At 75.0% G+C, this 23,037-nt stretch carries 22 protein-coding genes, 1 pseudogene and 1 riboswitch; of the genes and pseudogenes, 6 read left to right on the top strand and 17 right to left on the bottom strand.

Annotation, left to right across the window (positions count from 1 at the left end; all coding sequences use genetic code 11):
* Positions 1-4: 4 nt before the first annotated feature.
* From lnt to AC2TEW_RS31360, 3 genes are all read right to left on the bottom strand, one after another.
* Complete coding sequence (gene lnt / locus AC2TEW_RS31370) at positions 5-1,654, bottom strand: apolipoprotein N-acyltransferase (protein ID WP_484626773.1); 1,650 nt, start codon at positions 1,652-1,654, stop codon at positions 5-7.
* 137 nt (positions 1,655-1,791) lie between these two features.
* A complete protein-coding gene (locus AC2TEW_RS31365) occupies positions 1,792-3,396 on the bottom strand; it encodes an amidohydrolase (RefSeq protein ID WP_484626720.1) in 1,605 nt (534 codons plus the stop codon).
* 30 nt (positions 3,397-3,426) lie between these two features.
* The gene (locus tag AC2TEW_RS31360) at positions 3,427-3,867 is read right to left on the bottom strand and encodes an Lrp/AsnC family transcriptional regulator (RefSeq protein ID WP_199520361.1); all 441 of its coding nucleotides are present in this window, start codon (positions 3,865-3,867) and stop codon (positions 3,427-3,429) included.
* Positions 3,868-4,166: 299 nt separating this feature from the next.
* Between AC2TEW_RS31360 and AC2TEW_RS31355 the strand changes: the two genes are divergently transcribed.
* Positions 4,167-4,616, top strand: a complete 450-nt coding sequence (locus AC2TEW_RS31355; protein ID WP_484626719.1) for a hypothetical protein — start codon at positions 4,167-4,169, stop codon at positions 4,614-4,616.
* Positions 4,617-4,647: 31 nt separating this feature from the next.
* On the opposite strand, the gene AC2TEW_RS31350 is transcribed toward AC2TEW_RS31355, so the two are convergent.
* A complete protein-coding gene (locus AC2TEW_RS31350) occupies positions 4,648-5,811 on the bottom strand; it encodes an acyl-CoA dehydrogenase family protein (RefSeq protein WP_484626718.1) in 1,164 nt (387 codons plus the stop codon).
* Positions 5,812-6,030: 219 nt separating this feature from the next.
* Between AC2TEW_RS31350 and AC2TEW_RS31345 the strand changes: the two genes are divergently transcribed.
* The gene (locus tag AC2TEW_RS31345; protein WP_484626772.1) at positions 6,031-6,630 is read left to right on the top strand and encodes a uridine kinase family protein; all 600 of its coding nucleotides are present in this window, start codon (positions 6,031-6,033) and stop codon (positions 6,628-6,630) included.
* A 318-nt stretch (positions 6,631-6,948) separates the two neighbouring features.
* Positions 6,949-9,009: an AAA family ATPase gene (locus tag AC2TEW_RS31340; protein WP_484626717.1), complete on the top strand. Its 2,061-nt coding sequence runs from the start codon at positions 6,949-6,951 to the stop codon at positions 9,007-9,009.
* Between the two features lie 69 nt (positions 9,010-9,078).
* Here AC2TEW_RS31340 and AC2TEW_RS31335 read toward each other — a convergent pair whose 3' ends face one another.
* The 9 genes from AC2TEW_RS31335 to AC2TEW_RS31295 form a co-directional block, all read right to left on the bottom strand.
* Complete coding sequence (locus AC2TEW_RS31335; protein ID WP_484626716.1) at positions 9,079-10,122, bottom strand: hemolysin family protein; 1,044 nt, start codon at positions 10,120-10,122, stop codon at positions 9,079-9,081.
* A complete protein-coding gene (locus tag AC2TEW_RS31330) occupies positions 10,119-11,453 on the bottom strand; it encodes a hemolysin family protein (protein ID WP_484626715.1) in 1,335 nt (444 codons plus the stop codon). Before AC2TEW_RS31330 ends, AC2TEW_RS31335 begins: the two co-directional genes overlap by 4 nt.
* A gap of 204 nt (positions 11,454-11,657) precedes the next feature.
* Complete coding sequence (locus tag AC2TEW_RS31325; RefSeq protein WP_484626714.1) at positions 11,658-12,095, bottom strand: PH domain-containing protein; 438 nt, start codon at positions 12,093-12,095, stop codon at positions 11,658-11,660.
* Between the two features lie 77 nt (positions 12,096-12,172).
* Positions 12,173-13,021, bottom strand: coding sequence for an ATP phosphoribosyltransferase (gene hisG, locus AC2TEW_RS31320; protein ID WP_033823376.1), 849 nt, complete (start codon positions 13,019-13,021; stop codon positions 12,173-12,175).
* 54 nt (positions 13,022-13,075) lie between these two features.
* The gene (locus AC2TEW_RS31315) at positions 13,076-13,348 is read right to left on the bottom strand and encodes a phosphoribosyl-ATP diphosphatase (protein ID WP_484626713.1); all 273 of its coding nucleotides are present in this window, start codon (positions 13,346-13,348) and stop codon (positions 13,076-13,078) included.
* A gap of 124 nt (positions 13,349-13,472) precedes the next feature.
* A complete protein-coding gene (ribH, locus tag AC2TEW_RS31310; RefSeq protein ID WP_033823378.1) occupies positions 13,473-13,958 on the bottom strand; it encodes a 6,7-dimethyl-8-ribityllumazine synthase in 486 nt (161 codons plus the stop codon).
* A gap of 67 nt (positions 13,959-14,025) precedes the next feature.
* Positions 14,026-15,291 carry a bifunctional 3,4-dihydroxy-2-butanone-4-phosphate synthase/GTP cyclohydrolase II gene (locus tag AC2TEW_RS31305; RefSeq protein ID WP_484626712.1) on the bottom strand — a complete coding sequence of 422 codons (1,266 nt, stop codon included), beginning with the start codon at positions 15,289-15,291 and terminating at the stop codon, positions 14,026-14,028.
* The gene (locus AC2TEW_RS31300) at positions 15,288-15,941 is read right to left on the bottom strand and encodes a nicotinamide mononucleotide transporter family protein (RefSeq protein WP_484626711.1); all 654 of its coding nucleotides are present in this window, start codon (positions 15,939-15,941) and stop codon (positions 15,288-15,290) included. Before AC2TEW_RS31300 ends, AC2TEW_RS31305 begins: the two co-directional genes overlap by 4 nt.
* Positions 15,938-16,600, bottom strand: a complete 663-nt coding sequence (locus AC2TEW_RS31295; protein WP_033823381.1) for a riboflavin synthase — start codon at positions 16,598-16,600, stop codon at positions 15,938-15,940. Before AC2TEW_RS31295 ends, AC2TEW_RS31300 begins: the two co-directional genes overlap by 4 nt.
* Positions 16,601-16,770: 170 nt before the next feature.
* Positions 16,771-16,898: riboswitch (FMN riboswitch) on the bottom strand.
* Between the two features lie 185 nt (positions 16,899-17,083).
* Between AC2TEW_RS31295 and AC2TEW_RS31290 the strand changes: the two genes are divergently transcribed.
* Complete coding sequence (locus tag AC2TEW_RS31290; protein ID WP_484626710.1) at positions 17,084-17,749, top strand: MSMEG_1061 family FMN-dependent PPOX-type flavoprotein; 666 nt, start codon at positions 17,084-17,086, stop codon at positions 17,747-17,749.
* Positions 17,750-17,941: 192 nt separating this feature from the next.
* On the opposite strand, the gene AC2TEW_RS31285 is transcribed toward AC2TEW_RS31290, so the two are convergent.
* The gene (locus tag AC2TEW_RS31285; protein WP_484626709.1) at positions 17,942-18,268 is read right to left on the bottom strand and encodes a hypothetical protein; all 327 of its coding nucleotides are present in this window, start codon (positions 18,266-18,268) and stop codon (positions 17,942-17,944) included.
* A 498-nt stretch (positions 18,269-18,766) separates the two neighbouring features.
* Between AC2TEW_RS31285 and AC2TEW_RS31280 the strand changes: the two genes are divergently transcribed.
* Both AC2TEW_RS31280 and AC2TEW_RS31275 read left to right on the top strand, forming a co-directional pair.
* Entirely contained in the window at positions 18,767-20,047 is a 1,281-nt protein-coding gene (locus AC2TEW_RS31280; RefSeq protein WP_484626708.1) for a glycosyltransferase, read from the top strand.
* Positions 20,048-20,409: 362 nt separating this feature from the next.
* A complete protein-coding gene (locus AC2TEW_RS31275) occupies positions 20,410-20,793 on the top strand; it encodes a GNAT family N-acetyltransferase (protein ID WP_484626707.1) in 384 nt (127 codons plus the stop codon).
* 73 nt (positions 20,794-20,866) lie between these two features.
* On the opposite strand, the gene AC2TEW_RS31270 is transcribed toward AC2TEW_RS31275, so the two are convergent.
* The 3 genes and pseudogenes from AC2TEW_RS31270 to AC2TEW_RS31260 all read right to left on the bottom strand — a co-directional run.
* On the bottom strand, positions 20,867-21,937 hold the full coding sequence (locus AC2TEW_RS31270) for an S-adenosylmethionine:tRNA ribosyltransferase-isomerase (RefSeq protein ID WP_484626706.1): 1,071 nt from the start codon (positions 21,935-21,937) through the stop codon (positions 20,867-20,869).
* A gap of 1 nt (position 21,938) precedes the next feature.
* The gene (locus AC2TEW_RS31265; protein ID WP_484626705.1) at positions 21,939-22,718 is read right to left on the bottom strand and encodes an SDR family NAD(P)-dependent oxidoreductase; all 780 of its coding nucleotides are present in this window, start codon (positions 22,716-22,718) and stop codon (positions 21,939-21,941) included.
* A 219-nt stretch (positions 22,719-22,937) separates the two neighbouring features.
* Positions 22,938-23,037, bottom strand: a pseudogene (locus AC2TEW_RS31260) (transglycosylase family protein); the annotation flags it as partial.

The following is a 23,037-nucleotide window of genomic DNA, read 5'->3' as shown; positions in this document are numbered from 1 at the left end:
GTGGCTACGGCACCTGTGGGGTCAACGGCTCGGAGCCGGCCGATGTTCCACCCCGGCGGCGCCGGCGCAGACCGGTGGCCGCCGCGAAGCCGCAGGCCAGCAGGCCCGCCACGGCGAGCGCCCACTCGGGCGCGGCGCCCACCCGGTCGGCCACGGTGGTGCCGTCGCGCAGCGGCACCACGGCGTTCAGCACGGCCGGGGTCAGCTCCTCGGTCCGGGAGACCACCGAGCCGTCCGGGGCGATCACCGCGCTGATCCCGCTGGTGGCGGCGATCAGCACCGCGCGGCCGTGCTCGACCGCGCGCAGCCGGGACATCGCGAGCTGCTGCTCGGGCTGGCCGCTCTCGGCGTAGGTGGCGTTGTTGGTCTGGACGACCAGCACCCGGCCGCCGTCGTTGACGGTGTCGCGGACGATCTCGTCGTAGGCGACCTCGAAGCAGATCACGTCGCCGATCCGGGCCGGGCCGAGCTGCATCACGCCGTTGTGGGTGCCCGGGTAGAAGTCGCGGGCGACCCGCTGGAGGCGCTCGATCACCTGGGACAGCTCGGCGCGGAACGGCACGTACTCGCCGAACGGCACCGGGTGCTGCTTGGTGTAGGAGGCGCCGGGGCCGCTCACCGGGTCCCAGACGATGCCGTTGTTCTGCACGTGCTGGGCGTCCGGGCCGTCCACCAGGGCGCCGACCAGGGTCGGCACGCCGATGCTGCGGACCGCCTCGTCGATCCGGGCGTACGCCGCGGGGTCGGAGTAGGGGTCGAGGTCGGAGGAGTTCTCCGGCCAGATCACGATGTCGGGGCGCGGGGCGCGGCCCGCCGCGACGTCCGCGGCCAGCCGCTCGGTCTCGGCGGCGTGGTTGTTGAGCACCATCATCGGGCGGCCGAGGAAGTCCATCCCGGGCTTGGCCACGTTGCCCTGCACCAGCGCGACCTTGACGGTGTCGTCGGCGCCGGTGGGCACCGGCACCAGGTAGCCCGCCAGCAGCGCCGCCAGCGCGCCCACGGCGCCCGTGGCGGCCAGCGGGAAGGAGCGCCGGGGGCCGTGGCGCAGCCGCAGCGCGGCCCAGGCCAGCAGGGCGCCGGACAGCGCCACCGCGAAGGTCACCAGCGGGGCGCCGCCCAGCGCGGCCAGCGGGGTGAACGGGCTCGCCGTGTTGGCGAAGGCCAGCCGGCCCCACGGGAAGCCGCCGAGCGGCAGCCGGTCCCTGGCCCACTCCTGGGTGACCCACAGGCAGGCGGTCCACAGCGGCCAGCCGGGCAGCCGGGAGGTGAGCGCGAGCGCGCCGCCGAGCAGCGCCAGGAACAGCGCCTCCACCACCGACAGGCCGATGGTGGCGTCCCAGCCGATCACCCGCAGCCAGGACAGCAGCGCCAGGAAGAACGGCAGCCCGAACGCGAAGCCGGTCCAGGCGCCCTGCCGGACCGTGCGCCCCCGGGTCAGCAGCGAGAAGCCGGCCACCGCCAGGAAGGACAGCGGCCACAGGTCGTACGGCGGGAAGGAGGCCGCCAGCAGCAGGCCGGCGAGCACGGCGAGACCGGTCCGGGGCAGGCCCGCCCGGATCCGGGCGAGCCGCCCGGGCCGCTGCCGGGGCTGCCCGGCGTCGCCTGCCGCCCCGGCGTCCGCCGCCGGGTGCTCCTGCTGTACGGGCAGGGCCACCTGCGTACCGCCTCTCTCGTCGGGTCCGTCCTCGATCCGGCCGCCCACGATCGAGAGCCGTCCGAAGACGGTACCCCGCACCAGTATCCGCCCGGCTCACGGGGTGTCGCGGCTCACACCGGCCGGGTCCGGGCGGGTCACCGCACGTGCACCGTGCGGCCGCGGACCACGGTGCGCAGGCAGGTGGGCAGGGGTGCGCCCGGGGTGAGGTCGGGCAGGCCGGGGGTGCCGGAACGGGGGTCGGTGGACCAGCCGGCCACCCGGTCGTCGGGGGCCTGCACGACCAGGTCGGTGGCGTCCCAGACCGCGAAGCTGGCGACCGCGCCGGGCACCAGCACGCCGTCCTGGTCGCGGCCGAGCGCCCGCCAGCCGCCGCGGGTGTGGGCGGTGAAGGCCGCGCGGACCGAGATCCGGTGCTCCGGGGTGCGGTGGAAGGCGGCGGCCCGGACGGTGCCCCAGGGGTCGAGCGGGGTGACCGGCGCGTCGGAGCCGAAGGCGAGCGGGACGCCGGCCTTCAGCAGCGCGGCGAACGGGTTCAGGCCGGCCGCCCGCTCGGCGCCCAGGCGCTGGACGTACATGCCGTCGGGGCCGCCCCAGGCGGCGTCGAAGGCGGGCTGCACGGAGGCGGTCAGGCCGAGCTCGGTGAAGGCCGCGATGGCCTTGTCGTCGAGCGACTCGGCGTGCTCGACCCGGTGCCGGGCAGCCTTCACCCGGGCGGGGCCGACCCGGTCGGCGGCGGCCCGCACGCCGTCCAGGACGGCGGTCACCGCGGCGTCGCCGATCGCGTGGAAGCCGGCCTGCAGGCCCGCCTCGGTGCAGGCGGCGACGTGGTCGGCGATCTGCTCGGCGCTCAGGTAGGCGGCGCCGGTGTGCTCGGCGTCGGCGTAGGGGGTGTGCAGGCAGGCGGTGCGCGAGCCGAGCGCCCCGTCGACGAACAGGTCGCCGCCGGCGCCGACCGCACCGAGCCGCCGGGCGGTGTCGATGCCGCCGAGCTCGCCCCAGTAGCCGAAGACCTCGGGGCCGTCGGTGGCGGCGGCCAGCTCCAGCAGCGCCGCGAGGTCCTGCTCGGAGGAGATCTGCGGGCCGGCGCACTCGTGCAGGGCGCCGATGCCGAGCTCGGCGGCGCGCCGCAGGGTGGCCAGCTGGGCGGTGCGACGCTGGTCCGGTGTGAGGTGGGCCAGCGCGGCGGCCCGTACGGCGTGGTGGGCGTCGCGGCTGAGCGGGCCGTCGGGGTGGTGGCCGGGGAGGGCGGCCAGGTCCTCGGTGAGGGCGCGCAGCGCGGTGGAGGCGAGCGCGGAGTGCACGTCGGTGCGCGACAGGTACAGCGCGGCGCCGCCGGACGCCCGGTCGAGCTCGGCCTGGGTCGGCGGGCGGCCCTCGGGCCAGCCGGACTCGTCCCAGCCGTGGCCGATCAGCACGCCGCCGGCGGGGGCGCCGGCGGCGAAGCGGGTGATCCGCTCCAGTGCCTCGGCCAGGGTCGGGCAGCCGGTCAGGTCCAGGCCGGTGAGCGCCAGGCCGGTCGAGGTGGCGTGCACGTGGGCGTCGACGAAGGCCGGGGTGACCAGGGCACCGGCCAGCTCCACCACCTCGTCGGCGATGTCGGCGTAGGCCTCGGCCGCGCCGTCGCTGCCGACCCAGGCGACCTGCTCCCCCTCCACCAGCATGGCGGTGGCGAAGGGGTCGGCGGGGCTGTAGACGTTGCCGCCGCGCAGCAGCACGGTGCGGTTGGTGCGTTCGGTCATGGGCACAAGTCTGCACCCGACCGGTGCGCGTCAGAGCTTCGGGGGGCGCGCCTCGTACGGGGTGGACAGCACCACGGTGGTGCGGGTGGAGACGCCGGCGGCGGACCTGATCCGGGCCAGCAGGTCCTCCAGGTCGCCCGGTCCGGGGACCCTGACCTTGAGGATGTAGTTCTCGTCCCCGGCGACGCTGTGGCAGGCCTCGATCTCGGGCAGCTGGACCAGCCGGTCCGGGGTGTCGTCGGGGGCGCTGGGGTCGAACGGCTTGACGGAGATGAAGGCGGTCAACGCCAGGTTGACGGCCTGGGGGTCGACGATCGCCGTGTAGCCGCGGATCACCCCCCGCTGTTCGAGGCGGCGCACCCGCTGGTGCACCGCCGAGGTGGACAGGCCGGTGGCCTTGCCCAGGTCCGTGTAGCTCATCCGGCCGTCTTCGAGAAGCAGCTGGACGATGCGCTGGTCGAGATCCTCCACAAGGCGCAAACCTAGCGCCCCCGGGGGCCGTACGCCGACCCGGCGGCTCATCCGCCCGGCGCGCGGCGATCCGGCGCACCGCCCGCGGCCCGCCGGTCCCGGCGGGGGCGCCGCAGGCCCCCGCCCGGCCCCGTTACCGAACCGGCGCATTGCAGGGGGCACATGCCATCAGAATGTGGCGAAGGACACACCCCGTGCATCATCGTGCGCCGACCTGCAGGGTTATGACGGTCCGTCGGCGGGAAGTGCTGCTGTTGGCCCGGGCTTACCGAGGCCGGCCCGATCCGAGGGGGATCCCGATGCCTGCCACTGACCAACGCTCGTCGAGCGTCGAGGACGAACGCGCCGAGACCGGACGGCACGAGGACGACGGCTACGCCGAGTTCGGCCCGACCCCGGGGGCGGACCCGGGCGAGGCCGAGACCTGGGAGATCGTCCGGGTGCACTGCCCGTCCTGCGACCGCCCGATCGCGCTGGTGGGCGACGAGGACCGGCTGCCGCTGCACGCCGTCCTGCCGACCGCCTGGCACCCCTTCTCGCCGGCCGTCTGCGCGGGTTCCGGCTCGCCCGCCGACGACCTGGCCGAGTGCGACGCCGCCGAGCACGCCGGGCCCGGCCTGGACGAGCTGCTCGCCCTGCCCGCCGAGCTGGACTGGCGCACCCAGCCGTTCTCGCACGCCGGGCAGCGGCGCACCGTCGAGGACGCCCCGCCGGTGCCCGCCCAGCGTGGTGCCCGGGGACGGCGCTGACCGCTGCCGGCGCCGCTCCCCGGGCCCGCGGTCACCGGCCGGTCAGGTGCCGGCCGATGACCAGGCGCTGGACCTGGTTGGTGCCCTCGACGATCTGCAGCACCTTCGCCTCGCGCATGTAGCGCTCGGCCGGGTAGTCCTGGGTGTAGCCGTAGCCGCCGAGGACCTGCACCGCGTCGGTGGTGACCCGCATCGCGGCGTCGGTGCAGAACAGCTTGGCCATCGCCGCCTCCTTGGAGAAGGCCAGACCGGCGTCCTTGAGCCGGGCGGCGGCCAGGTACAGCGCCCGGCCGGCCTCGATCTGGGTGGCCATGTCGGCGAGCATGAAGGACAGCCCCTGGAAGTCGGCGATCGGCCGGCCGAACTGCTGCCGGGTGCCGGCGTAGTCGACGGCCAGGTCCAGCGCCGCCTGGGCCACGCCGATCGCGCAGGCCGCGATGCCGAGCCGGCCCGAGTCGAGGGCGGCCAGGGCGATCTGGAAGCCCTGGCCCTCCTCGCCGATCAGCCGCTCGCGGGCCACCCGGACGCCGTCGAAGTGCAGCTGTGCGGTCGGCGAGGACCGCATGCCCATCTTGTGCTCCGGCGGGGCCGCCGAGAGGCCGGCCGCGCCGCCCGGCACCAGCAGGCAGCTGATGCCGCGGGCGCCGTCCTCGCCGGTGCGCACCATGGAGCTGTAGAAGTCCGCGTGGCCGCCGTGGGTGATCCACGCCTTGGTGCCGCTGACCACGTACTCCTCGCCGTCCACCACCGCGCGGGTGCGCAGCGAGGCGGCGTCGGAGCCCGACTGCGGCTCGGAGAGGCAGTACGCGCCGAGCTGCTCGCCGCTGAGCATGCCGGGCAGCCAGCGGTCGCGCTGCTCGTCGGTGCCGAAGACGGCCAGGGCGTGGCAGGAGAGGGTGTGCACGCTGACGCCGAGGCCGACGGCCAGCCAGCCGGCCGCCAGCTCCTCCAGGACCTGGAGGTAGACCTCGTAGGGCTGGTCGCCGCCGCCGTACTGCTCGCCGTACGGCAGGGACAGCAGGCCGGCCCGGCCGAGGGTGCGGAACACCTCGCGCGGGAAGCGGTCACCGGCCTCGTCGGCGGCGGCGTGCGGGGCGACCTCGTTCTGTACCAGCTCGCGGGTGAGGCCGAGCAGCTCGCGGGCCTCCTCGCTGGGCAGCTGACGGTCCACGGGCTTGGCGGATACGGCGCTCATGGCTGCGTCTCCTCGATTCGGCGGGCCCTGGTGTGGCGGGCCCGGGGACGGGGCTGACGGGTCTGGGTGGACCGTCACCGGCCGAAGTGAACGGTCGTTCACAGGCGCGGCGATGCGAGTATGCCCGATATCGGCCCAGGCAGTCACCGTCGGCGGTCGAACGCCCATCGAACGGAGTCCTAGAGTGGCCAGGTGATTGACCCGGCCGACACTCGCGACATCTCCGACATACCGGAAATCCCGGACAGCCTGCCGGACCGGCTGGGCGCCCTGGCGCCCTCGCTCGGCCCGGTGCGGCTGGTCGCGGTGGACGGGCACGCCGGGTCCGGCAAGACCACCTTCGCGGCCCGGCTGGCCGCCGCGCTCGGCGGGGCGCCGGTGGTGCACCTGGACGACCTGGCGACCCACGAGGAGCCGTTCGGCTGGGTCGGACGGCTGCGGGCGCAGGTGCTGGCACCGCTGGCGGCCGGCCGGACCGCCGAGTACCGGGTCTACGACTGGACGCTGCGGCGCTTCACCTCCACCCGGCGGATCCCGGCGGCGCCGGTGGTCCTGCTGGAGGGGGTCGGCGCGGGACGGCGCGCGGTGCGCCCGGCGCTCGCCGCCCTGGTGTGGATGGAGCTGGACGCGGCCGCCGCCCGGCGCCGGGGCGAGCTGCGGGACGGTCCGGAACTGGCCGAGTTCTGGGCCGGCTGGGCCCGCGCGGAGCGGGCGCACTTCGCCGCCGACCCCAGCCGCCCGTACGCCGGCCTGCGGGTCGACGGGGTCACCGGACGGATCGTCCGGGGCACCGTCGGTGACCCCGCGCACGGCCCTTGACCTGGGACGTCGCCAGGACTTAGGTTCACTTCACGCGGGAGATAGTTGATCCCGCAACATTGGACTCGGCGCCTCCGGCCTGTTCCCCCGTGAGCCGGAGGCGCCGTGCTGTCCTCCCCCGCCGCCCCCGCCGGGGCCAACAGCCCGGCCACCCCTTGGATTTGAAGCGGTGCGGCACCCTTCCGGATCAGCCTCGCGCCGGTACGATTCCAGTCAGGCGCACAGGCGCTCCGGGGGTTGCGGACGGACGGGCGGGGGTTGCCTGCCGCTCGTCGACCGACTTGGCCTCGATGCACTCGGCGGGGGGCGTGAGTGGCGGTGGAGACGTCCGACTTCGGTTCCGGCGGCCCGGGGGCTGCCCGGCAGGCCGACCGCGCCTGGCTGCGCGCCACCGACGCCTACGCGGCCGGTTCCTACGCGCGCGCCGAGGAGGAGTTCCGCACCGCCGTCGAACTCGACCCGGCGATGGCCGACGCCTGGCTCGGCCTGCACGCGCTGCGCAGCGACACCTCCGGCGCGCTGCTCGCGATGTACCGCCACCAGGACCGGTTCGGGGAGCAGCGCAGACGCCACCGACGGCCGCTCAGCTCCTGGTACTGGCTGGGCTGGTGGGTGCAGCCGGTCCTCGAGGACACCCGCGACCTGCTGCTGGCGCACGCCTCGCACTGGCTCGACGGCCGGCACCTGGCCGAGCTGGACCGCGCGCTCGCCGAGTGCCCGCCGCCCGAGCAGGACCCCTCGGTCCGCTTCCTGCACGCCTGCCGCTCCTACCTGGTGAAGGACTGGGAGCAGCTGATCCGGGACACCGACCGGCTGCTGGACGACCCGGTGCTCGGCATCGAGGCCGGGCTGTTCGGCGGGATGGCCCGGGTCCGGCTCGACATGTGCGCCCAGGCCCAGGCCCCGCTGGCCGCGTCGCTGGCCCGCTGCCGCTCCGAGCAGCCGCAGCGCAAGGAGCTGCGGTACTGGCTGGCGCGGGCGTACGAGGGCGCCGGGCGCAGCGCCGCCGCGCTGCCGCTGTACCGTGCCGTGCACCGGGCCGATCCGGCGTTCATGGACACCTCCGCGCGGCTGGCCGCGATCGCCACCGACGGGGTGCTGGAGGGGCTGCTGCTCTCCGACGAGGACCGGGCGATGCTCGAACCGGCGCTGCCCGACTCCGAGTTCGACCCGGATCCGGATCCTGACCCCGGCGCCGGCCGCGGGCCCGGGCCCGGGCCGGGCGCCGGACCGCAGGAGGGCCCGGCGCCGGGCCAGGAGCCGGCCGAGGCCTCCGAGCCGTCCGGTCCCGGGGGGTTCGGCGTGGCCGCCCCGGCCGGCGGGGGCGGGCCGGGCGGCCGGTTCGGCTCCCCCGCTCCCGGGGGCGAGGCCGCGGGCGACGCCGCCGGCGAGCCTCCCTCCGCGGACCGCTCGGCGTGCGCCGCCGGTCCCGCGTCCGCGGCCGTGGTCGCCGGGCCGCAGGACCGGCCGGCGGCCGGCGCGGTGTACCCGCGCGGCGCGGGCGGGGCGGCGGGCGACGACGGCCAGTTGGCCGAGGCGCTCGCCGCACTCGAGCGGATGGTGGGCCTGGATCCGGTGAAGCGGCAGGTCAGGGCGTTGTCGGCGCAGCTGCGGATGGCCCGGCTGCGGGCCGACCAGGGGCTGCCGGTGCAGCCGCCGAAACGTCACTTCGTCTTCTCCGGGCCCTCCGGCACCGGCAAGACCACGGTCGCCCGGATCCTCGGCCGGGTCTTCCACGCGCTCGGCCTGCTCTCCGGCGACCACCTGGTCGAGGCGCAGCGGGCGGACCTGGTGGGCGAGTTCCTCGGCCAGACCGCGGTCAAGGCGAACGAGCTGATCGACTCGGCGCTGGACGGCGTGCTGTTCATCGACGAGGCCTACAGCCTGGCCAACTCGGGCTACACCAAGGGCGACGCGTACGGCGACGAGGCGCTGCAGGTGCTGCTCAAGCGCGCCGAGGACAACCGCGACCGGCTGGTGGTGATCCTGGCCGGCTACCCGGCCGGGATGAACCGGCTGCTGGCCGCCAACCCCGGCCTCAACTCCCGGTTCACCACCCGGGTCGACTTCCCCAGCTACCGGCCCGCCGAGCTGGCCGAGATCGGCCGCACGCTGGCCGCCGCCGACGGCGACGGCTGGGACCAGGACGCCGGCGAGGAGCTGGCCTCGATCTGCGCCCACGTGGTCGGCGAGGGCTGGATCGACGACCTCGGCAACGGCCGCTTCGTGCGGACCCTCTACGAGAAGTCCTGCGCCTACCGGGACCTGCGGCTGTCCGCGCAGGGCGGGCTGCCCAGCCGGGAGGACCTGGCGGCGCTGCGCCTGCCCGACCTGCTGCAGGCCTACGGCGAGCTGATCGACGGCCGCGGCGGCACCTGACCCCGGGCCCGGACGGCGACCGCCCCCGGCCTCGGCGGGCTCGGGGGCGGTCCGCGGGCGGCGGGGGTGTCAGGTGCGGGCCGCCGGGCGGTGGTCCGGGTCGTGGACCTCGCCGACCAGCTCCTCCAGGACGTCCTCCAGTGCGACCAGGCCCAGCTGGCGGCCGTCCGGGGCGGCCGCCACCGCGAGGTGCGCGGCGTCCCGGCGCATCGCCCCGAGCGCGTCGTCCAGGCGCATGGTGCCCGGGAGCACGGTGACCGGACGCCACAGCCGGGCGGGCACCGCCGCGTCCGGGTCCTCAACCTCCAGGCTGTCCTTGACGTGCAGGTACCCGCGGACGGTGCCGTCCGCGCCGACCACCGGGAAGCGCGAGAAGCCGGTCCGCACCGCGAGCCGCTCGATCTCCCGGCCGGTCACGTCGGTGCCGACCGAGACCAGCTGCTCGGGCGGCAGCAGGACCTCGGTGATCGGCCGGTCGCCGAGCTCCAGCGCGTCCTCCAGCCGCTCCTGGCGGCTGCGGTCCAGCAGGCCCGCGTCCCGGGAGTCGGTGAGCAGCAGGACCAGTTGCTCGGTGGTGAAGACCGACGCCACCTCGTCCCGGCCCTGCACCTTGAACAGCCGCAGCACCGCGTTGGCGAAGGCGTTCAGGAAGCGGATCACCGGGGCGATCCAGCGGGCCAGCCGGTCCAGCGGCGGGCCGAGCCACAGCGCGGCCTTCTCCGGGCCGGCCAGCGCGATGTTCTTGGGCACCATCTCGCCGACCACCATGTGCAGGAAGACCACCAGCGCCAGGGCCAGCGCGTAGCTGAGCGGGTGCATCAGCGACTCGGGCACGCCGATCGCGTGGAACGGCCCCTCCACCAGGTCGGCGATGGTCGGCTCGGCGAGCGCGCCGAGCAGCAGTGAGCAGACCGTGATGCCGAGTTGGGCGGCGGCCAGCATGGCGGAGACGTTGGACAGCGCGTGCAGCACGGTCCGGGCCCGCCGGTCGCCGGCCTCGGCGAGCGGTTCGATCTGGCTGCGCCGGACCGAGATGACCGCGAACTCGGCCCCGACGAAGAAGGCGTTGCCGAGCAGCAGCAGGATCGAGGCGGCCAGCAGGAGCACGGTCATCGGGTCTGGTCCTCGTCGTACCGGTCGTCGCGGGTGCGCCGGATCTCCACCCGGCTGGTGCGGTGCCGCTCCACGGCGAGCACGGTGAAGTGCCAGCCGGGCAGCTCGGCCTGCTCGCCGACCTCGGGGAGCTTGCCGAGCAGGTCGGCGAGCAGCCCGCCGAGGGTCTCGTACGGGCCCTCCGGGGCGTGCAGGCCGATGCTCTCCAGCTGGTCGGTCCTGGCCCGGCCGTCGGCCTCCCAGACGGGCAGGCCGTCGACGGCGGGCAGCGGGCGCAGCTCGGGGACGTCGGCGGGGTCGTGCTCGTCCTGCACCTCGCCGACCACCTCCTCGACGATGTCCTCGATGGTGACCACGCCGGCGGTGCCGCCGTACTCGTCGACCACGATGGCCATCGGCTGCTGGCGGCGCAGCAGGTCGAGCAGGCGCTCGGCGGGCAGCGTCCCGGGGACCAGCAGCGGGGTGACGGCGAGCGGGCCGACCCGGGTGGCGGCGCGGTGCTCGGCCGGGACGGCGAGCGCGTCCTTGAGCGTGACCGTGCCGCTGACCTCGTCCAGGCTGTGGCCGTAGACCGGGAACCGGGACAGGCCGGTGGCCCTGGTCAGGTTGATCACGTCGGCGGCGCTGGCGTCCTGCTGGAGGGCGGCGACAGCGACCCGGGGGGTCATCACGCTCTCCGCGGTCAGCTGGCCGAGGCCGAGCGTGCGCACGAAGAGGGTGGCGGACTCCTCGTCTATCGCGCCCTCGCGGGCCGAGTGCCGGGCCAGCGCGACCAGTTCGGCGGGCGTGCGGGCGTGGCCCAGCTCCTCCTGGGGCTCCAGGCCGATGGCCCGGACCAGCCGGTCGGCGGCGCCGTTCAGGACGGTGATCAGCGGCCGGCAGACGGTCGAGAAGGCCCGCTGGGGACCGACCACCGCGTAGGCGACCTGGACCGGCCGGGCGATCGCCCAGTTCTTCGGGACCAGCTCGCCGATCACCATCTGGACCACGGTGGCGAGCACCAGTCCGCCGATGACGGCGACGGTGGTCGCGGCGGAGGCGGGGATGCCCACGGCGGTCAGCACCGGGGAGAGCAGCTCGGAGAGCGCGGGCGCGGCGAGCATGCCGACCACCAGTGAGGTGACGGTGATGCCCAGCTGCGCGCCGGAGAGCTGGAAGGAGAGCTTGCGCAGGGCCTTCAGCAGGCCCTTGGCGCGGCGGTCGCCGCCGGCGGCGGCCCGTTCGACCTCACCGCGCTCGACGGTGACGAAGGCGAACTCGGCGGCCACGAAGAGGCCGTTGGCGAGGATGAGCAGCACGGCGGCCGCGAGCATGAGCCAGGCGGTGGTCACGGGGCCGCCTGCCTTCCGTGCGTGCGGGGCGAGGCGGCGCTGGTACTACCGGACGGATCGTCCATCGAGGGGAGGTGTCACTCCTCTGGTCGGGATGGGCTCGAAGGCGGCCGGGTGCTTTGCCCCGGCTTTACCAGCGTAGACGATACCCGAACGAGTGTAGGGATCTTGTTCGGTGGGGCCGCGGCGGCACGCCGGGAGCGCTCAGGAGGCCTGGTGGCCGTCGACCAGGTCGCGCAGGGTGCGGGCGGCCGCGATGGCCCGGTCCCGGCCGCCGCCGGCCTGGATGCCCACGGCCGCCAGCGCGGTGCCGTCGGCCAGGTCCAGCGTCACCCAGGGATCGCCCGCCCGGAAGTTGACCCGGACGATCTCCGCCCAGGCCAGCCGGCGGCTGCGGACGAAGTTGACCACGGTCACGCCCCCGGCGTCGGCCCGCACCCGCGGCCGGGCCAGCATCAGCGCGACACCGGCGAACAGCAGTCCGCTGACCACCATCGCCACCCGGTCGTTGAGGTGCCAGTTGGCGGGCAGCGCGAAGGCGATCACGGTGAAGACGATCACCAGCAGCACGGACATCGGCACCAGCACGGCCCGGGTGCGGCGGGGGGCCCAGGTGACGGGGAGGGCGTCGGCGGTGGACACGTCGTGGCTCCAGGGGGAACGGGCGGAGGCCGCCAGGCCCCCGCCCGCGTCGGGTCGGTCGGGTTGCTCGGAGGAGGTCAGAGGCGGCAGGCGTGGATGTTGGTCACCAGGATCGCCCGGGCGCCGATGCCCCACAGGTCGTCCATGATCCGCTGGGCCTCCTTGCGGAGCACCATCGAACGGACCGCCACCCAGCCCTCGGTGTGCAGCGGCGAGACGGTCGGCGACTCCAGCCCGGGGGTGAGGGCGACCGCCTCGCTCACCTTCTCGACCCGGATGTCGTAGTCCATCAGCACGTAGCGGCGGGCCACCAGCACGCCCTGGAGGCGGCGCATGAACTGCTCGACGCCCGCGTCCTCGCCCGCGCCCTTGGGGCGGATCACCACGGCGTCGGAGACCAGGATCGGCTCGCCGAACACCTCCAGGCCCGCGTTGCGCAGGCTGGTGCCGGTCTCCACCACGTCCGCGATCACGTCCGCGACACCGAGCTGCACCGCGGTCTCCACCGCGCCGTCCAGCTTGGTCACGGTCGCCTTGACGCCCTGCTCGGCCAGGTGCTGCTCGACCAGGCCGGTGTACGAGGTGGCGATCCGCAGGCCCTCCAGGCTCTGCACGTCCGTGACGTCCAGACCGACCGGCTTGGCGAACCGGAAGGTGGAGCCGCTGAAACCGAGCGACAGCACCTCCTCGGCGTCGGACGCGGAGTCCAGCAGCAGGTCGCGGCCGGTGATGCCGACGTCCAGCCGGCCGGAGCCGACGTAGACGGCGATGTCGCGGGGGCGCAGGAAGAAGAACTCCACCTGGTTGTCCGGGTCGACCAGCACCAGTTCCTTGGGGTCCTTGCGCTGCCGGTACCCGGCCTCATGGAGCATCTCCGCCGCGGGACCCGAGAGCGAACCCTTGTTGGGGACGGCGATGCGCAGCATGAGAGGCGGATTCCTTCGCTGGGAGGCGGTTCGGTACGGAGCTGGGGGTGCGGATCAGAGGTGGGCGTAGACGTCGTCGAGCGTCAGCCCGCGCGCGACCATCATCACCTGAAGGTGGTACAGGAGCTGGGAGATCTCCTCGGCCGTCCGCTCGTCGGACTCGTGCTCGGCGGCCATCCAGACCTCGGCGGCCTCCTCGACGACCTTCTTGCCGATCGCATGGACGCCCTGCTGGACGAGCTGCGCGGTACGGGAGGACGAGGGGTCGCCGGAGGCGGCCTTCTGCTGGAGCTCGGAGAAGAGCTCCTCGAATGTCTTGGAAGCCATGATGAACTCACCTTACGGCCTGCCGGCGAGGGGCCGGTAAACAGTTCCGCAACGTGGACAGTCCGCTGGACACCCCCGCGGGGCCCGCCGGCCGCGGTGGTCCGGGCCGGCGGGGTCGGGTACCTCAGTGCCAGGGCTCGGAGACCGCGCGCAGCGCGGCGACGGTGGCCAGCGCGGCGGTGACGGCCTCGTGGCCCTTGTCCTCGGCCGAGCCGGGCAGGCCCGCACGGTCCAGCGCCTGCTCCTCGTTGTCGCAGGTCAGGACGCCGAAGCCGACCGGGACGCCGGTCTGCACGGCGACCTCGGTGAGGCCGAGGGTGGCGGCCTGGCAGACGTAGTCGAAGTGCGGGGTGCCACCGCGGATCACCACGCCGAGGGCGACCACGGCGTCGTAGCCGCGGCCGGCCAGCTGCTTGGCGGCGACCGGCAGTTCGAAGGTGCCCGGGACGCGGACCACGGTGGGCTCGTCGATGCCGAGTTCCTTGAGCGCCCGGTGGGCGCCGTCCAGCAGGCCGTTCATGACCTGGTCGTGCCACTGCGCGGCGATCACCGCGACCCGCAGGTCGGCGCAGTTCTTCAGGGTCAGCTCGGGGGCTCCGTGGCCGCTCACGTCTCTACTTCCTGTTCGCTGGATGGGGTCGGGCGTGGTCGGGATGGGTCGGGATGGGGGGTGCGGGTCAGGCGCCGTCGTCGTCGAGCCAGGGCAGCTGGTGGCCCATCCGGTCCCGCTTGGTGCGCAGGTAGCCGAGGTTGTGCTCGCTGGTGCGGACCGCGAGCGGCAGCCGGCCCTTGACCTTCAGGCCGTGCTCGGTGAGCGCGGCGTGCTTGTCCGGGTTGTTGGTGAGCAGGGTCAGCGAGCGCACGCCGAGGTCGGCGAGCATCTGGGCGCCGATGCTGTAGTCCCGGCCGTCGGCGGGCAGCCCGAGTTCCAGGTTGGCGTCGACGGTGTCACGGCCCTGCTCCTGGAGCTCGTAGGCGCGCAGCTTGTGGGCCAGGCCGATGCCGCGGCCCTCGTGGCCGCGCAGGTACAGCACCACGCCGCGGCCGGCCTCGGCGATCTGCTGCAGCGAGGCCTGCAGCTGCGGGCCGCAGTCGCAGCGCAGCGAGCCGAACACGTCGCCGGTGAGGCACTCCGAGTGCAGCCGGACCAGGACGTCCTCGCCCTCGGGCAGCCGCCCCTCGGCGTCCAGTCCGCCGGCCACCAGGGCCAGGTGCTCGACGCCGTCGATGGTGCCGCGGTAGGCGACCGCGGTGAACTCGCCGTGCTCGGTGGGCAGCGCGGTGACCGCGGCCCGGTCCACGTGCAGCTCGGTGCGGCGGCGGTAGGCGATGAGGTCCTCGATCGAGATGATCGCCAGGCCGTGTTCGCGGGCGAAGGCCACCAGCTCGGGCAGCCGGGCCATGGTGCCGTCGTCGTTGACCACCTCGGCGATCGCGCCGGCGGGGGCGAGACCCGCCAGCCGGGCCAGGTCGACGGCGGCCTCGGTGTGGCCGGGGCGCACCAGCACCCCGCCCTCGACGGCGCGCAGCGGGAAGACGTGGCCGGGCCGGGTCAGGTCGCCCGGCTCGGTGGCGGCCGCGGCGAGCAGCCGGACGGTGCGAGCCCGGTCGGCGGCCGAGATGCCGGTGGAGACGCCGTCGCGGGCGTCCACCGAGACCGCGTACGCGGTGCCCTTGCGGTCCTCGTTGACCCGGGTCATGGGGGGCAGGTCGAGCCGGTCCAGCTCGTCGCCGGTCATCGGGACGCAGATCACGCCGGAGCTGTAGCGGATGGTGAAGGCCATCAGCTCGGGGGTGGCGGCCGAGGCGGCGAAGACGATGTCGCCCTCGTTCTCGCGGTCCTCGTCGTCCACCACGATCACCGGGCGGCCGAGGGCGATGTCGGCGATGGCTCGCTCGACCGGGTCGAGCACCGGCTCGTCGACGATCTGATCGGTGGTCATGCCGTCACTCCCTGGGGGACGTTGGTGCGCCCGGGGCGCGGGGCGCGGCTGCGCAGCCACCAGGAGCGCAGGCCGAGCAGCACCAGGACGAAGTAGATGCTGTAGGTGAGGCCGGAGAAGGCGTAGCCGCTGTTGAAGGCGAGCGGGACGCCGACCACGTCGACCGCGATCCAGGCGAACCAGAACTCGACCCAGCCGCGGGCCTGGGCATACATCGCGGCCAGCGTGCCGACGAAGATGTAGGCGTCGGCCCACGGGCTCCAGGACCAGGACGGGTTGGCGAAGTAGAGCCCGGCGAGGGCGAGCGTGCCGAGCGCCAGCGCGGCGGTGAGCGCGGCCCGTTCACGCCAGGAGGCGAACCGGACGGCGATCTCGCCGGAGCTCCGCCGTCCCTGCTGCCAGCGGGTCCAGCCCCAGGCGGCCGCGGCGATCACGATCACCTGCTTGCCGATCAGGCCGGGGTTGGGCGAGTCGCCGCCGAGGTAGGCGGTGATCAGCACCGCACCGGAGAGCAGCTGGACCGGCCAGCTCCACACCGAGCGGCGCCAGCCGAGCGCGAGGCCGGCGAAGCCGAGCAGGTTGCCCAGCATGTCGGACCAGATCACGTGCTGGCCGAAGGCGGTGAAGGCGGTGCCGCCGAGCCAGTTCACTTCGGCTCCCCGGCGATGGTGGCGGGCAGGGTGCGGGTCTCGAGCAGCCGCTCGACGTACTTGGCGAGGACGTCGACCTCGAGGTTGACCGGGTCGCCGACGGCCTTGGCGCCGAGCGTGGTCAGTTCGAGGGTGGCGGGGATCAGCGAGACGGTGAAGGAGTCGAGGGCGGCCTCGACCACGGTCAGGCTGACGCCGTCGACGGTGATCGAGCCCTTCTCGACCAGGTAGCGGGTGATGCCCTGGGGCAGCGAGAAGCGCAGCACCTCCCAGCGCGGGGTGCCGTCGGCGTCGAGGTCGCCGCTCTCGCGGGAGAGCAGGGTGCCGGTCGCGTCGACGTGGCCCTGGACCAGGTGGCCGCCGAGCCGGGCGCCGAGCGACATGGCGCGCTCCAGGTTCACCCGGGAGCCGGGCCGCAGCGCGCCGAGGCTGGAGCGGTGCAGCGTCTCGGCCATCACGTCGGCGCTGAACTCGCCGGTGCGGGCAGCCAGTTGCTCGGGCTTGTCGAGGACGGTCAGGCAGACGCCGTTGACCGCGATGGAGTCGCCGTGGCGGGCGTCCGAACAGACCACCGGGCCACGCAGACGGATACGCGAGGAGTCGCCGATCTCCTCGATGGAGACGACCTCGCCGAGCTCTTCGATGATGCCGGTGAACACCCGGGTTCTCCTCGCGCTTGGGGCGCGGACTCCGGGGCGGCACATGGGAGATGACGCGGACAGCCGGTACGGGCGGTGACACCCCGCGCCCGGCGCCGTCGCCGGACGGGAGCTCTCCCGTCGCACCTGTGCCACGGCTCGCGGGGCAAGCCGTGGTCCAACTGATCCGCCGCGCACGCCTCCCATCCGGACTTTAACCGTCGGTCCAGGAATTTCACCTGGTCAACCGGCCGCTGGCTGCGGACGGGTCGCGGACTGTAACCGCCGGTTCGGATTTTCACCGACCCCGGAGTGCGCTGAACGTCACTGCTACTACACCTGTCATTCTGCCACGGCCGCCGAGCGGGCAGCAGACCCCCGGCATGTGGCCTGCTTCACTCCGCCACCGTCCGGTCACGGGAATACCGGCGGCCCCGCGACGGCCGGGCGCCGCAGCCGAAATGCCTTCCCCCGCGGGCCCGCACCCGGCTAGGTTCCCGGTACGTGAACACACCGTCCGCGCCCCGCAGCCCCGTCTTCGCCGCACTCGCCTCCACCGCCGTCCGGGAGGTGACCGGGCTGCGCGAGCTGTACGAGGTACCGAGCGACCTGGTCCGGCGCAAGGAGGTCGACCGGATCCACGAGGCGGCACGGAGCGTGATCGGCCTCTCCCCCCTGGTGTTCCTGGCCAGCGCCGGCGCCGACGGACGCTGCGACGTGACCCCGCGCGGCGGCCCGCCCGGATTCGTCTCGGTGCTGGACGAGTACACGCTCGCCCTGCCCGACGCCACCGGCAACCGGCGGCTGGACTCGCTGCACAACATCGTGGAGACCGGGCGGGCCGGCCTGATCTTCGTCATCCCGGGCCGCGAGGCCACCCTGCGGGTCAACGGGCGGGCCTGCGTCTCCACCGACCCCCGGCTGCTGGAGCGGCTCACGCCGGTCGGCAGGCCGCCGCGCAGCGCGATCGTCGTCGAGGCCGAGGAGGTCTACGGGCACTGCCCCAAGGCACTCCTGCGCAGCTCCGCCTGGAAGCCCGAGCACTGGCCGGCCCCGGACGCCGCCCCGAGCTCCGCCGAGGTCACCCTCTCCCACCTGGGCGACCCGACGCTGACCCTGGCGGACATCCTCCGCTCGGAGGCGGAGTCGCTGCTGTACCGCTACGAGTGACGGCCCCGGCGCCGGGCCCTGGCGCCGCGTCAGGGTGCGGGCGCGGTCGACGGCTCACGACTGACGGCTCATGGCTCGCGGCTCGCGGCTCACGGCTCACGGCTCACGGCTCGTGGCTGACGGCACATCAAAAGCCGGGCGGACAGGAAGCCTCCCTGTCCGCCCGGCATTTCGCGCGATACGCGCGCAGTCTCAGTTCGCGGCGTCGGCCGGCGGCTGCACCGGGGCCGGGGCCTGCGCCCGGTTGCTGCGCTCGGTGAAGTTCTTGACGGCGGCGGCGATCAGCACGACCGGCAGAATGAACACCTTGAAGAAGATGAAGTAGCTGCCACCGTCGAAAATGACCCCGAGGTAGACGCCGTAGCCGAGGAATCCGATGCCGAAGAGGGCGTTCAGAGCCCGCATTCCGGCGCCCTGGCCCAGTCCGGCAGCGGCGATGCCGACGAGGGCCAGACCGCTGACGAACAGCAGGACGACGTACCAGGAGAACAGCGGATCGGCGGAGAAGTCGAGGTTCAAGAAGAATTCCCAGGTGAGGTGAGGTGGGGCGACGGTCCGCGACTTTAGCGGATCGATCTGACATCCGCTCCGTCGCGGCCCGGCACGGAAGAGAGCCCGCCGAACCGGGCGGGGGCCCGATCGCGTGGCGGCGCCAGAATGCCATGCGGACATCCGGGTTGACCACGGATTATCCACGCCGGTGGGTCGGCCGGGAAATCCCCGAATGCCTTTCAGCATCAATTCGGGCAATACCGGTCGAGAGGCCCATGAACGGGCCAAGCAGTTGCAAGGTCGGCCCAATGCCCCGAACGGCCGGGGTGCGGACCGCCGGTCCGGCGCGCTCCCCCGTACCGGTGAATCCCGGGCCGTACCTCGGACTCGCCGCCCGGCCGCCCGGCCGGCGTCAACTCCGCTGGCGGACGGCCGAGCAGGCGTCCCACGGCGGGCCGCCGCCGGCGCCCCGGGACGGGCCGCGGGCGCACAGGAGCGGACCGCCGGGCGGGGATACTCGGCCCTGTGCGCATTCTGATCGCGACCGCCGGTTCGCGCGGCGACGTGTCCCCGTTCCTCGGGCTCGGGAGCCGGCTGGCCGCCGCCGGGTTCACCGTCGCACTGGCCACCCACACCACCTTCGGGGACCAGGTCCGGTCAGCGGGGCTGGAGTTCCGGCCGCTGCCGGTCGACCCCCGGGCCGAGCTCGCCTCCGAGCACGGCCAGCGGCTGCTGCGGGCGGGCAGCGGCCCGGCGACGGTCGGGCGGCTGATCAGGATGACCCGGCGGTTCCTGCCCGAGCTGGCGTCGGGGGTGCTGGACGCCGTGCGGCAGGGCACCGACCTGGTGCTGCTCTCCGCGCCGACGGCGCCACTGGGGCAGGTGGCGGCCGAGGCGTACGGGGTGCCCAGCGCGGGGCTGTACCTCCAGCCGCTGCGGCCGACCGGCGCGTTCCCCCCGGTCGTCGGCGGCAGTGCCCGCTCGCTCGGGCGGCGGGGCAACCTGCTGGCGGGCCGGGCGGCCGACCTGGCAGTGGACCGGCTATACGCACCGACGGTCGCCGCCCTGCGCGCCCGTCTCGGGCTGCCGCCCGTCCCGCGCGGCCGGCGCCGACGGGCCCGCGAGGACTGGCCGGTCTTCCACGGCTTCTCCGCCTCCGTGGTCCCCCGGCCCGCGGACTGGACGGCCTCCGCCCGGATCAGCGGCTACTGGTGGCCCTACGACGACGGCGACTGGCAGCCACCCGCCCGGCTGGCCGAGTTCCTCGCCGCGGGGCCGCCGCCGGTGTACGTGGGCTTCGGCAGCCTGGTGGTGGCCGACGCGCAGCGGCTGGGACGGACCGTCGCCACCGCGCTGCGTGCGGCCCGGGTCCGCGCAGTGGTCCAACGCGGCTGGACGGGGCTCCGGTTGGACCAGCCCGACGTGCTCACGGTGGACGAGGTCCCGCACTCCTGGCTGTTCCCCCGGATGGCGGCGGTGGTGCACCACTCCGGCGCGGGCACCACCGGCGCCGGACTGCGTGCGGGCGTGCCCGCCGTGCCCGTACCCGCCCAGCTCGACGGGGCCTTCTGGGCGGCCCGGCTGACGGCTCTCCGGGTCAGTCCGGGGCCCGTCCCGCTGGCCCGGCTGACCCCCGGCCGGCTGGCGGACGCCCTGCACCGGGCGGTGCACGACCCCCTGTACCGGGCGCGCGCCCAGCAGTTGGCCGGCCGGCTGGCGGCCGAGGACGGCGCGGCGGACGTCCTGCGGTTCGCCCGGCGGATCGCCGACGGTGGCGGCGGACCGCGCCCGGCAGCGGCCGAATGACGACACCGGACGGGCCGGACGGCCGGGGCCGGGTGCGGCAGGCGGGCCGAGCGGGCGGACGGCAGGCGCACCGGCGGGCCGGACCGCCGGGGCCGGGCGGGCCGGGCCTTCCGCCGCGAGAGGCGGGCGACCGGCGACCGGCCGGGGACCGGGCTGCGGCCGCGGCCGTGCCCGACCCGGCTCCGCCGATCGCACCTGCCTCGCGGCTCGCGCTCCGGGCTGACGCCACGACCCCGGACTGACCCTGGAGATCTCCCGGGTGTCGGAGACGGCCGACGAGGTCGTCGCCGCGCTGCGGCAGCTCGTGTCGCAAGCTCGTGCCGCAACTGTCCTCCTCCGCGGCGCCGGTGAGCCGTGCGCCGGTGAGCTGTGCGGCGGTCGCCGAGGTGCTCGGCTGCCCGGCCGACGCCGTGCCGGCCGCGCGGCTGGACGGGCGGATCGTGGGCACCCTGACGCTGGTGGTGTTCCCGCTGCCGAGCGGCCTGCGGGCCTGGATCGAGGACGTGGTGGTGGACGCCTCCGCGCTCGGCCACGGGGCCGTCCGGGCGCTGACCCGTGACGCGCTCCGGCGAGCGGCCGAGCTGGGCCTGCGGACGGTCGACCTCACCTCGCGCCCGTCCCGGGTGGCGGCCGGCCGGCTGTACCGCTCGCTCGGTTTGGAGCCGCGCGATTCGAACGTCCTCAGGTACTCGGTGGACCCGGCCGGGGAGCCGCCCACCCCCGTGGGGCAGGTCCCCGGCCGGTGATCGGGGTGCCTCCGGGGCCGCCGAGGCCCGGCGGCCCGGTACGGCGCCGGCCGGCGCGGGGCGGATGGCCGGGTCAGTCCGGCAGCAGCAGGTTCACGTCGCCGAACTCATGCCAGAGGTAGCGGCCGGCCACCGCCTCGGCGTAGCAGCGCTCGAGCAGCGGCCGGCCGGCCACCGCCTCCAGCATCAGCAGGTGCGAGGCCTGCGGCTCGTGCCAGCCGGTGAGCAGGCCGTCCACCGCGCGGACCCCGCGCTCGGGCGTGATCACCAGTTCGGTCCAGCCCTCGGCCGGGTGGAGCCGCCCGGCCGGATCCGCCGCCGATTCGAGCGCCCGGACCACGGTGGTACCGACCGCGACCACCCGTCCGCCGCCGGAGCGGACGTGCTCCACCAGGCCGGCGGTGCTCGGCGGGACCCGGAACCGTTCGGCGTACGGCGGTTCGTGGGCCTCCGGCGAGGCGACCCCGGTGTGCAGCGTGACCGGCGCGACCAGGACCCCGCGGGCGGCCAGCCGGGCCACCGTGGCGGCGGTGAACGGCCTTGCCGCGCTGGGCATTTCGCTGCTGCCCGGCTCGGTCGCGAAGACCGTCTGGTAGGCCTCGATCGGCCAGTCCCGGTCGACGTAGCCGTAGCGGATCGCCCGGCCGTACCGGCCGAGGTACTCGATCGGCGGGCCCGGCAGGACCAGCCTGGCGTGCCACAGCCGGTGGGTGTGCGGGGCGGTGAGTTCCGCCGACGCGCCGCCCGGCAGGTCGACCCGCAGCCCGGCCCGGGCGGGCGAGCTGCCCGGCGGGTAGTACACGGCGGCGCCCGCGGTGGGGCGGCGCAGCTCGACCAGGTGGTGGCCGAGCGGGTCGGGGCGGGCGGTGGACAGGTGCAGGGCGACCTCCGTGCCGTCCGGGAGGCGGCCGGGCAGGGCGGCGGGCACGGTGGCCGAGTTGTTGACCACCAGCAGGTCGCCCGGGCGCAGCAGTTCGGGCAGTTCGTGGAAGTGCCGGTGTTCGGCGGCGAGGGTGTCGCGCCGGCCGACCAGCATCCTGATGCCGTCGCGGGCGAGGCCCCGCGCCTCCGCCGGTGCGTGGGCCGAGAGTTCGGGCGGGACGGTGACGGCGATGCGGCCGTCCGGTACGTGACCGACCGTCATCTCACTCACCGTCCGCGAGCAGGGCCGCGGCGCTGTAGCGGCCGGAGGCGGGACGGTCGCGCAGCAGGGCACGGAAGGCGGGGACGACGGTGGCGGGCAGCGGCCGGTCGGAGATGTCCTCGCCGGGGAAGGCCTCCTGGTGCATCCGGGTGCGCAGGTCGCCGGGGTCGACGGCCCAGACCCGCAGGTCCGGCTCCTCGCGGGCGAGTACGGCGGAGATCTGGTCGAGGGCGGCCTTGCTGGCGCCGTACGCGCCCCAGCCCGGGTACGGCTCGACGGCCGCGTCGGAGCTGATGTTGAGGACGGCGCCGCTCCGGACGCGCAGTTGGTGCAGCAGGAGCTGGGTGAGGACGGTCGGGCCGAGCACGTTGGCCTCGAAGGTCTCCAGCAGCCCGGGCCGGGGGTGCTCGGCGAGGGTGGGCAGCGGGGCGCCGTTCAGGTCGTAACCGGTGAGCGTGGAGGCGTTGTTGACCAGGAGGTCGGCGCCGCCGAGCGCGGCCGCGGCCTCGGCGAGGCGCACCCGGTGGTCGTCGTCGACGACGGAACCCGGCAGGGCCACCACCTCGGTGACGGCGGCGAGTTCGGTCTCCGCCTCGGCGAGGGCGGCGGGGTCGCGGGCGGTGATCACCAGGTGCCAGCCGTCGGCGGCGAGCGCGCGGGACAGTTCGCGGCCGAGGCCGCGGGAGGCGCCGGTGACGACGGCGACGGGTGCCCGGCCGGGCCGGCGGCCCTGCGGGGCGTGGTGGTGGAGGTGGTGCGGCTCGCGCTGCGTTTCGGTCATGCCCCGAGCCTGCCTCCCGGACCGTCCCCGGCAGATCGGGCGCCGGCCGCGAGCGCGGCGGGCCCTTCGGCGTAGGCCGCCCGGACCAGGACCACCGGACCAGGACCGGGACCGGCCCGGACCGGGAGCGGCTCGGGCCGGGGCCGGACGCGCCGGTGCCCCGCGCACCCCTGGGTGGGGGTGGGCGGGGCACCGGACGTGCGTCGTGCGTGGGCCTTACTTGGTGAGGCCGGCCTTGACGGAGCAGACCGGCCAGGCGCCGGGGCCCTGGGAGGCGAGGACCTTCTCGGCGACGTTGATCTGCTGGGCCTTGGTGGCG

It is taken from the genome of Kitasatospora sp. NEAU-CNBT7 (assembly GCF_057220535.1).
This window is presented reverse-complemented; position numbering and strand designations above follow the sequence as displayed.

What these genes read in the sequence shown, in the direction of transcription:
- AC2TEW_RS31355 (WP_484626719.1), top strand. Translation starts at nt 4,167, where the DNA reads ATGCCTGCCACTGACCAACGCTCGTCGAGCGTCGAGGACGAACGCGCC.
- AC2TEW_RS31365 (WP_484626720.1), bottom strand. Translation starts at nt 3,396, where the DNA reads ATGACCGAACGCACCAACCGCACCGTGCTGCTGCGCGGCGGCAACGTC.
- hisG (WP_033823376.1), bottom strand. Translation starts at nt 13,021, where the DNA reads ATGCTGCGCATCGCCGTCCCCAACAAGGGTTCGCTCTCGGGTCCCGCG.
- AC2TEW_RS31315 (WP_484626713.1), bottom strand. Translation starts at nt 13,348, where the DNA reads ATGGCTTCCAAGACATTCGAGGAGCTCTTCTCCGAGCTCCAGCAGAAG.
- AC2TEW_RS31350 (WP_484626718.1), bottom strand. Translation starts at nt 5,811, where the DNA reads ATGAGCGCCGTATCCGCCAAGCCCGTGGACCGTCAGCTGCCCAGCGAG.
- AC2TEW_RS31270 (WP_484626706.1), bottom strand. Translation starts at nt 21,937, where the DNA reads ATGACGGTCGGTCACGTACCGGACGGCCGCATCGCCGTCACCGTCCCG.
- AC2TEW_RS31265 (WP_484626705.1), bottom strand. Translation starts at nt 22,718, where the DNA reads ATGACCGAAACGCAGCGCGAGCCGCACCACCTCCACCACCACGCCCCG.
- AC2TEW_RS31305 (WP_484626712.1), bottom strand. Translation starts at nt 15,291, where the DNA reads ATGACCACCGATCAGATCGTCGACGAGCCGGTGCTCGACCCGGTCGAG.
- AC2TEW_RS31335 (WP_484626716.1), bottom strand. Translation starts at nt 10,122, where the DNA reads ATGACCGTGCTCCTGCTGGCCGCCTCGATCCTGCTGCTGCTCGGCAAC.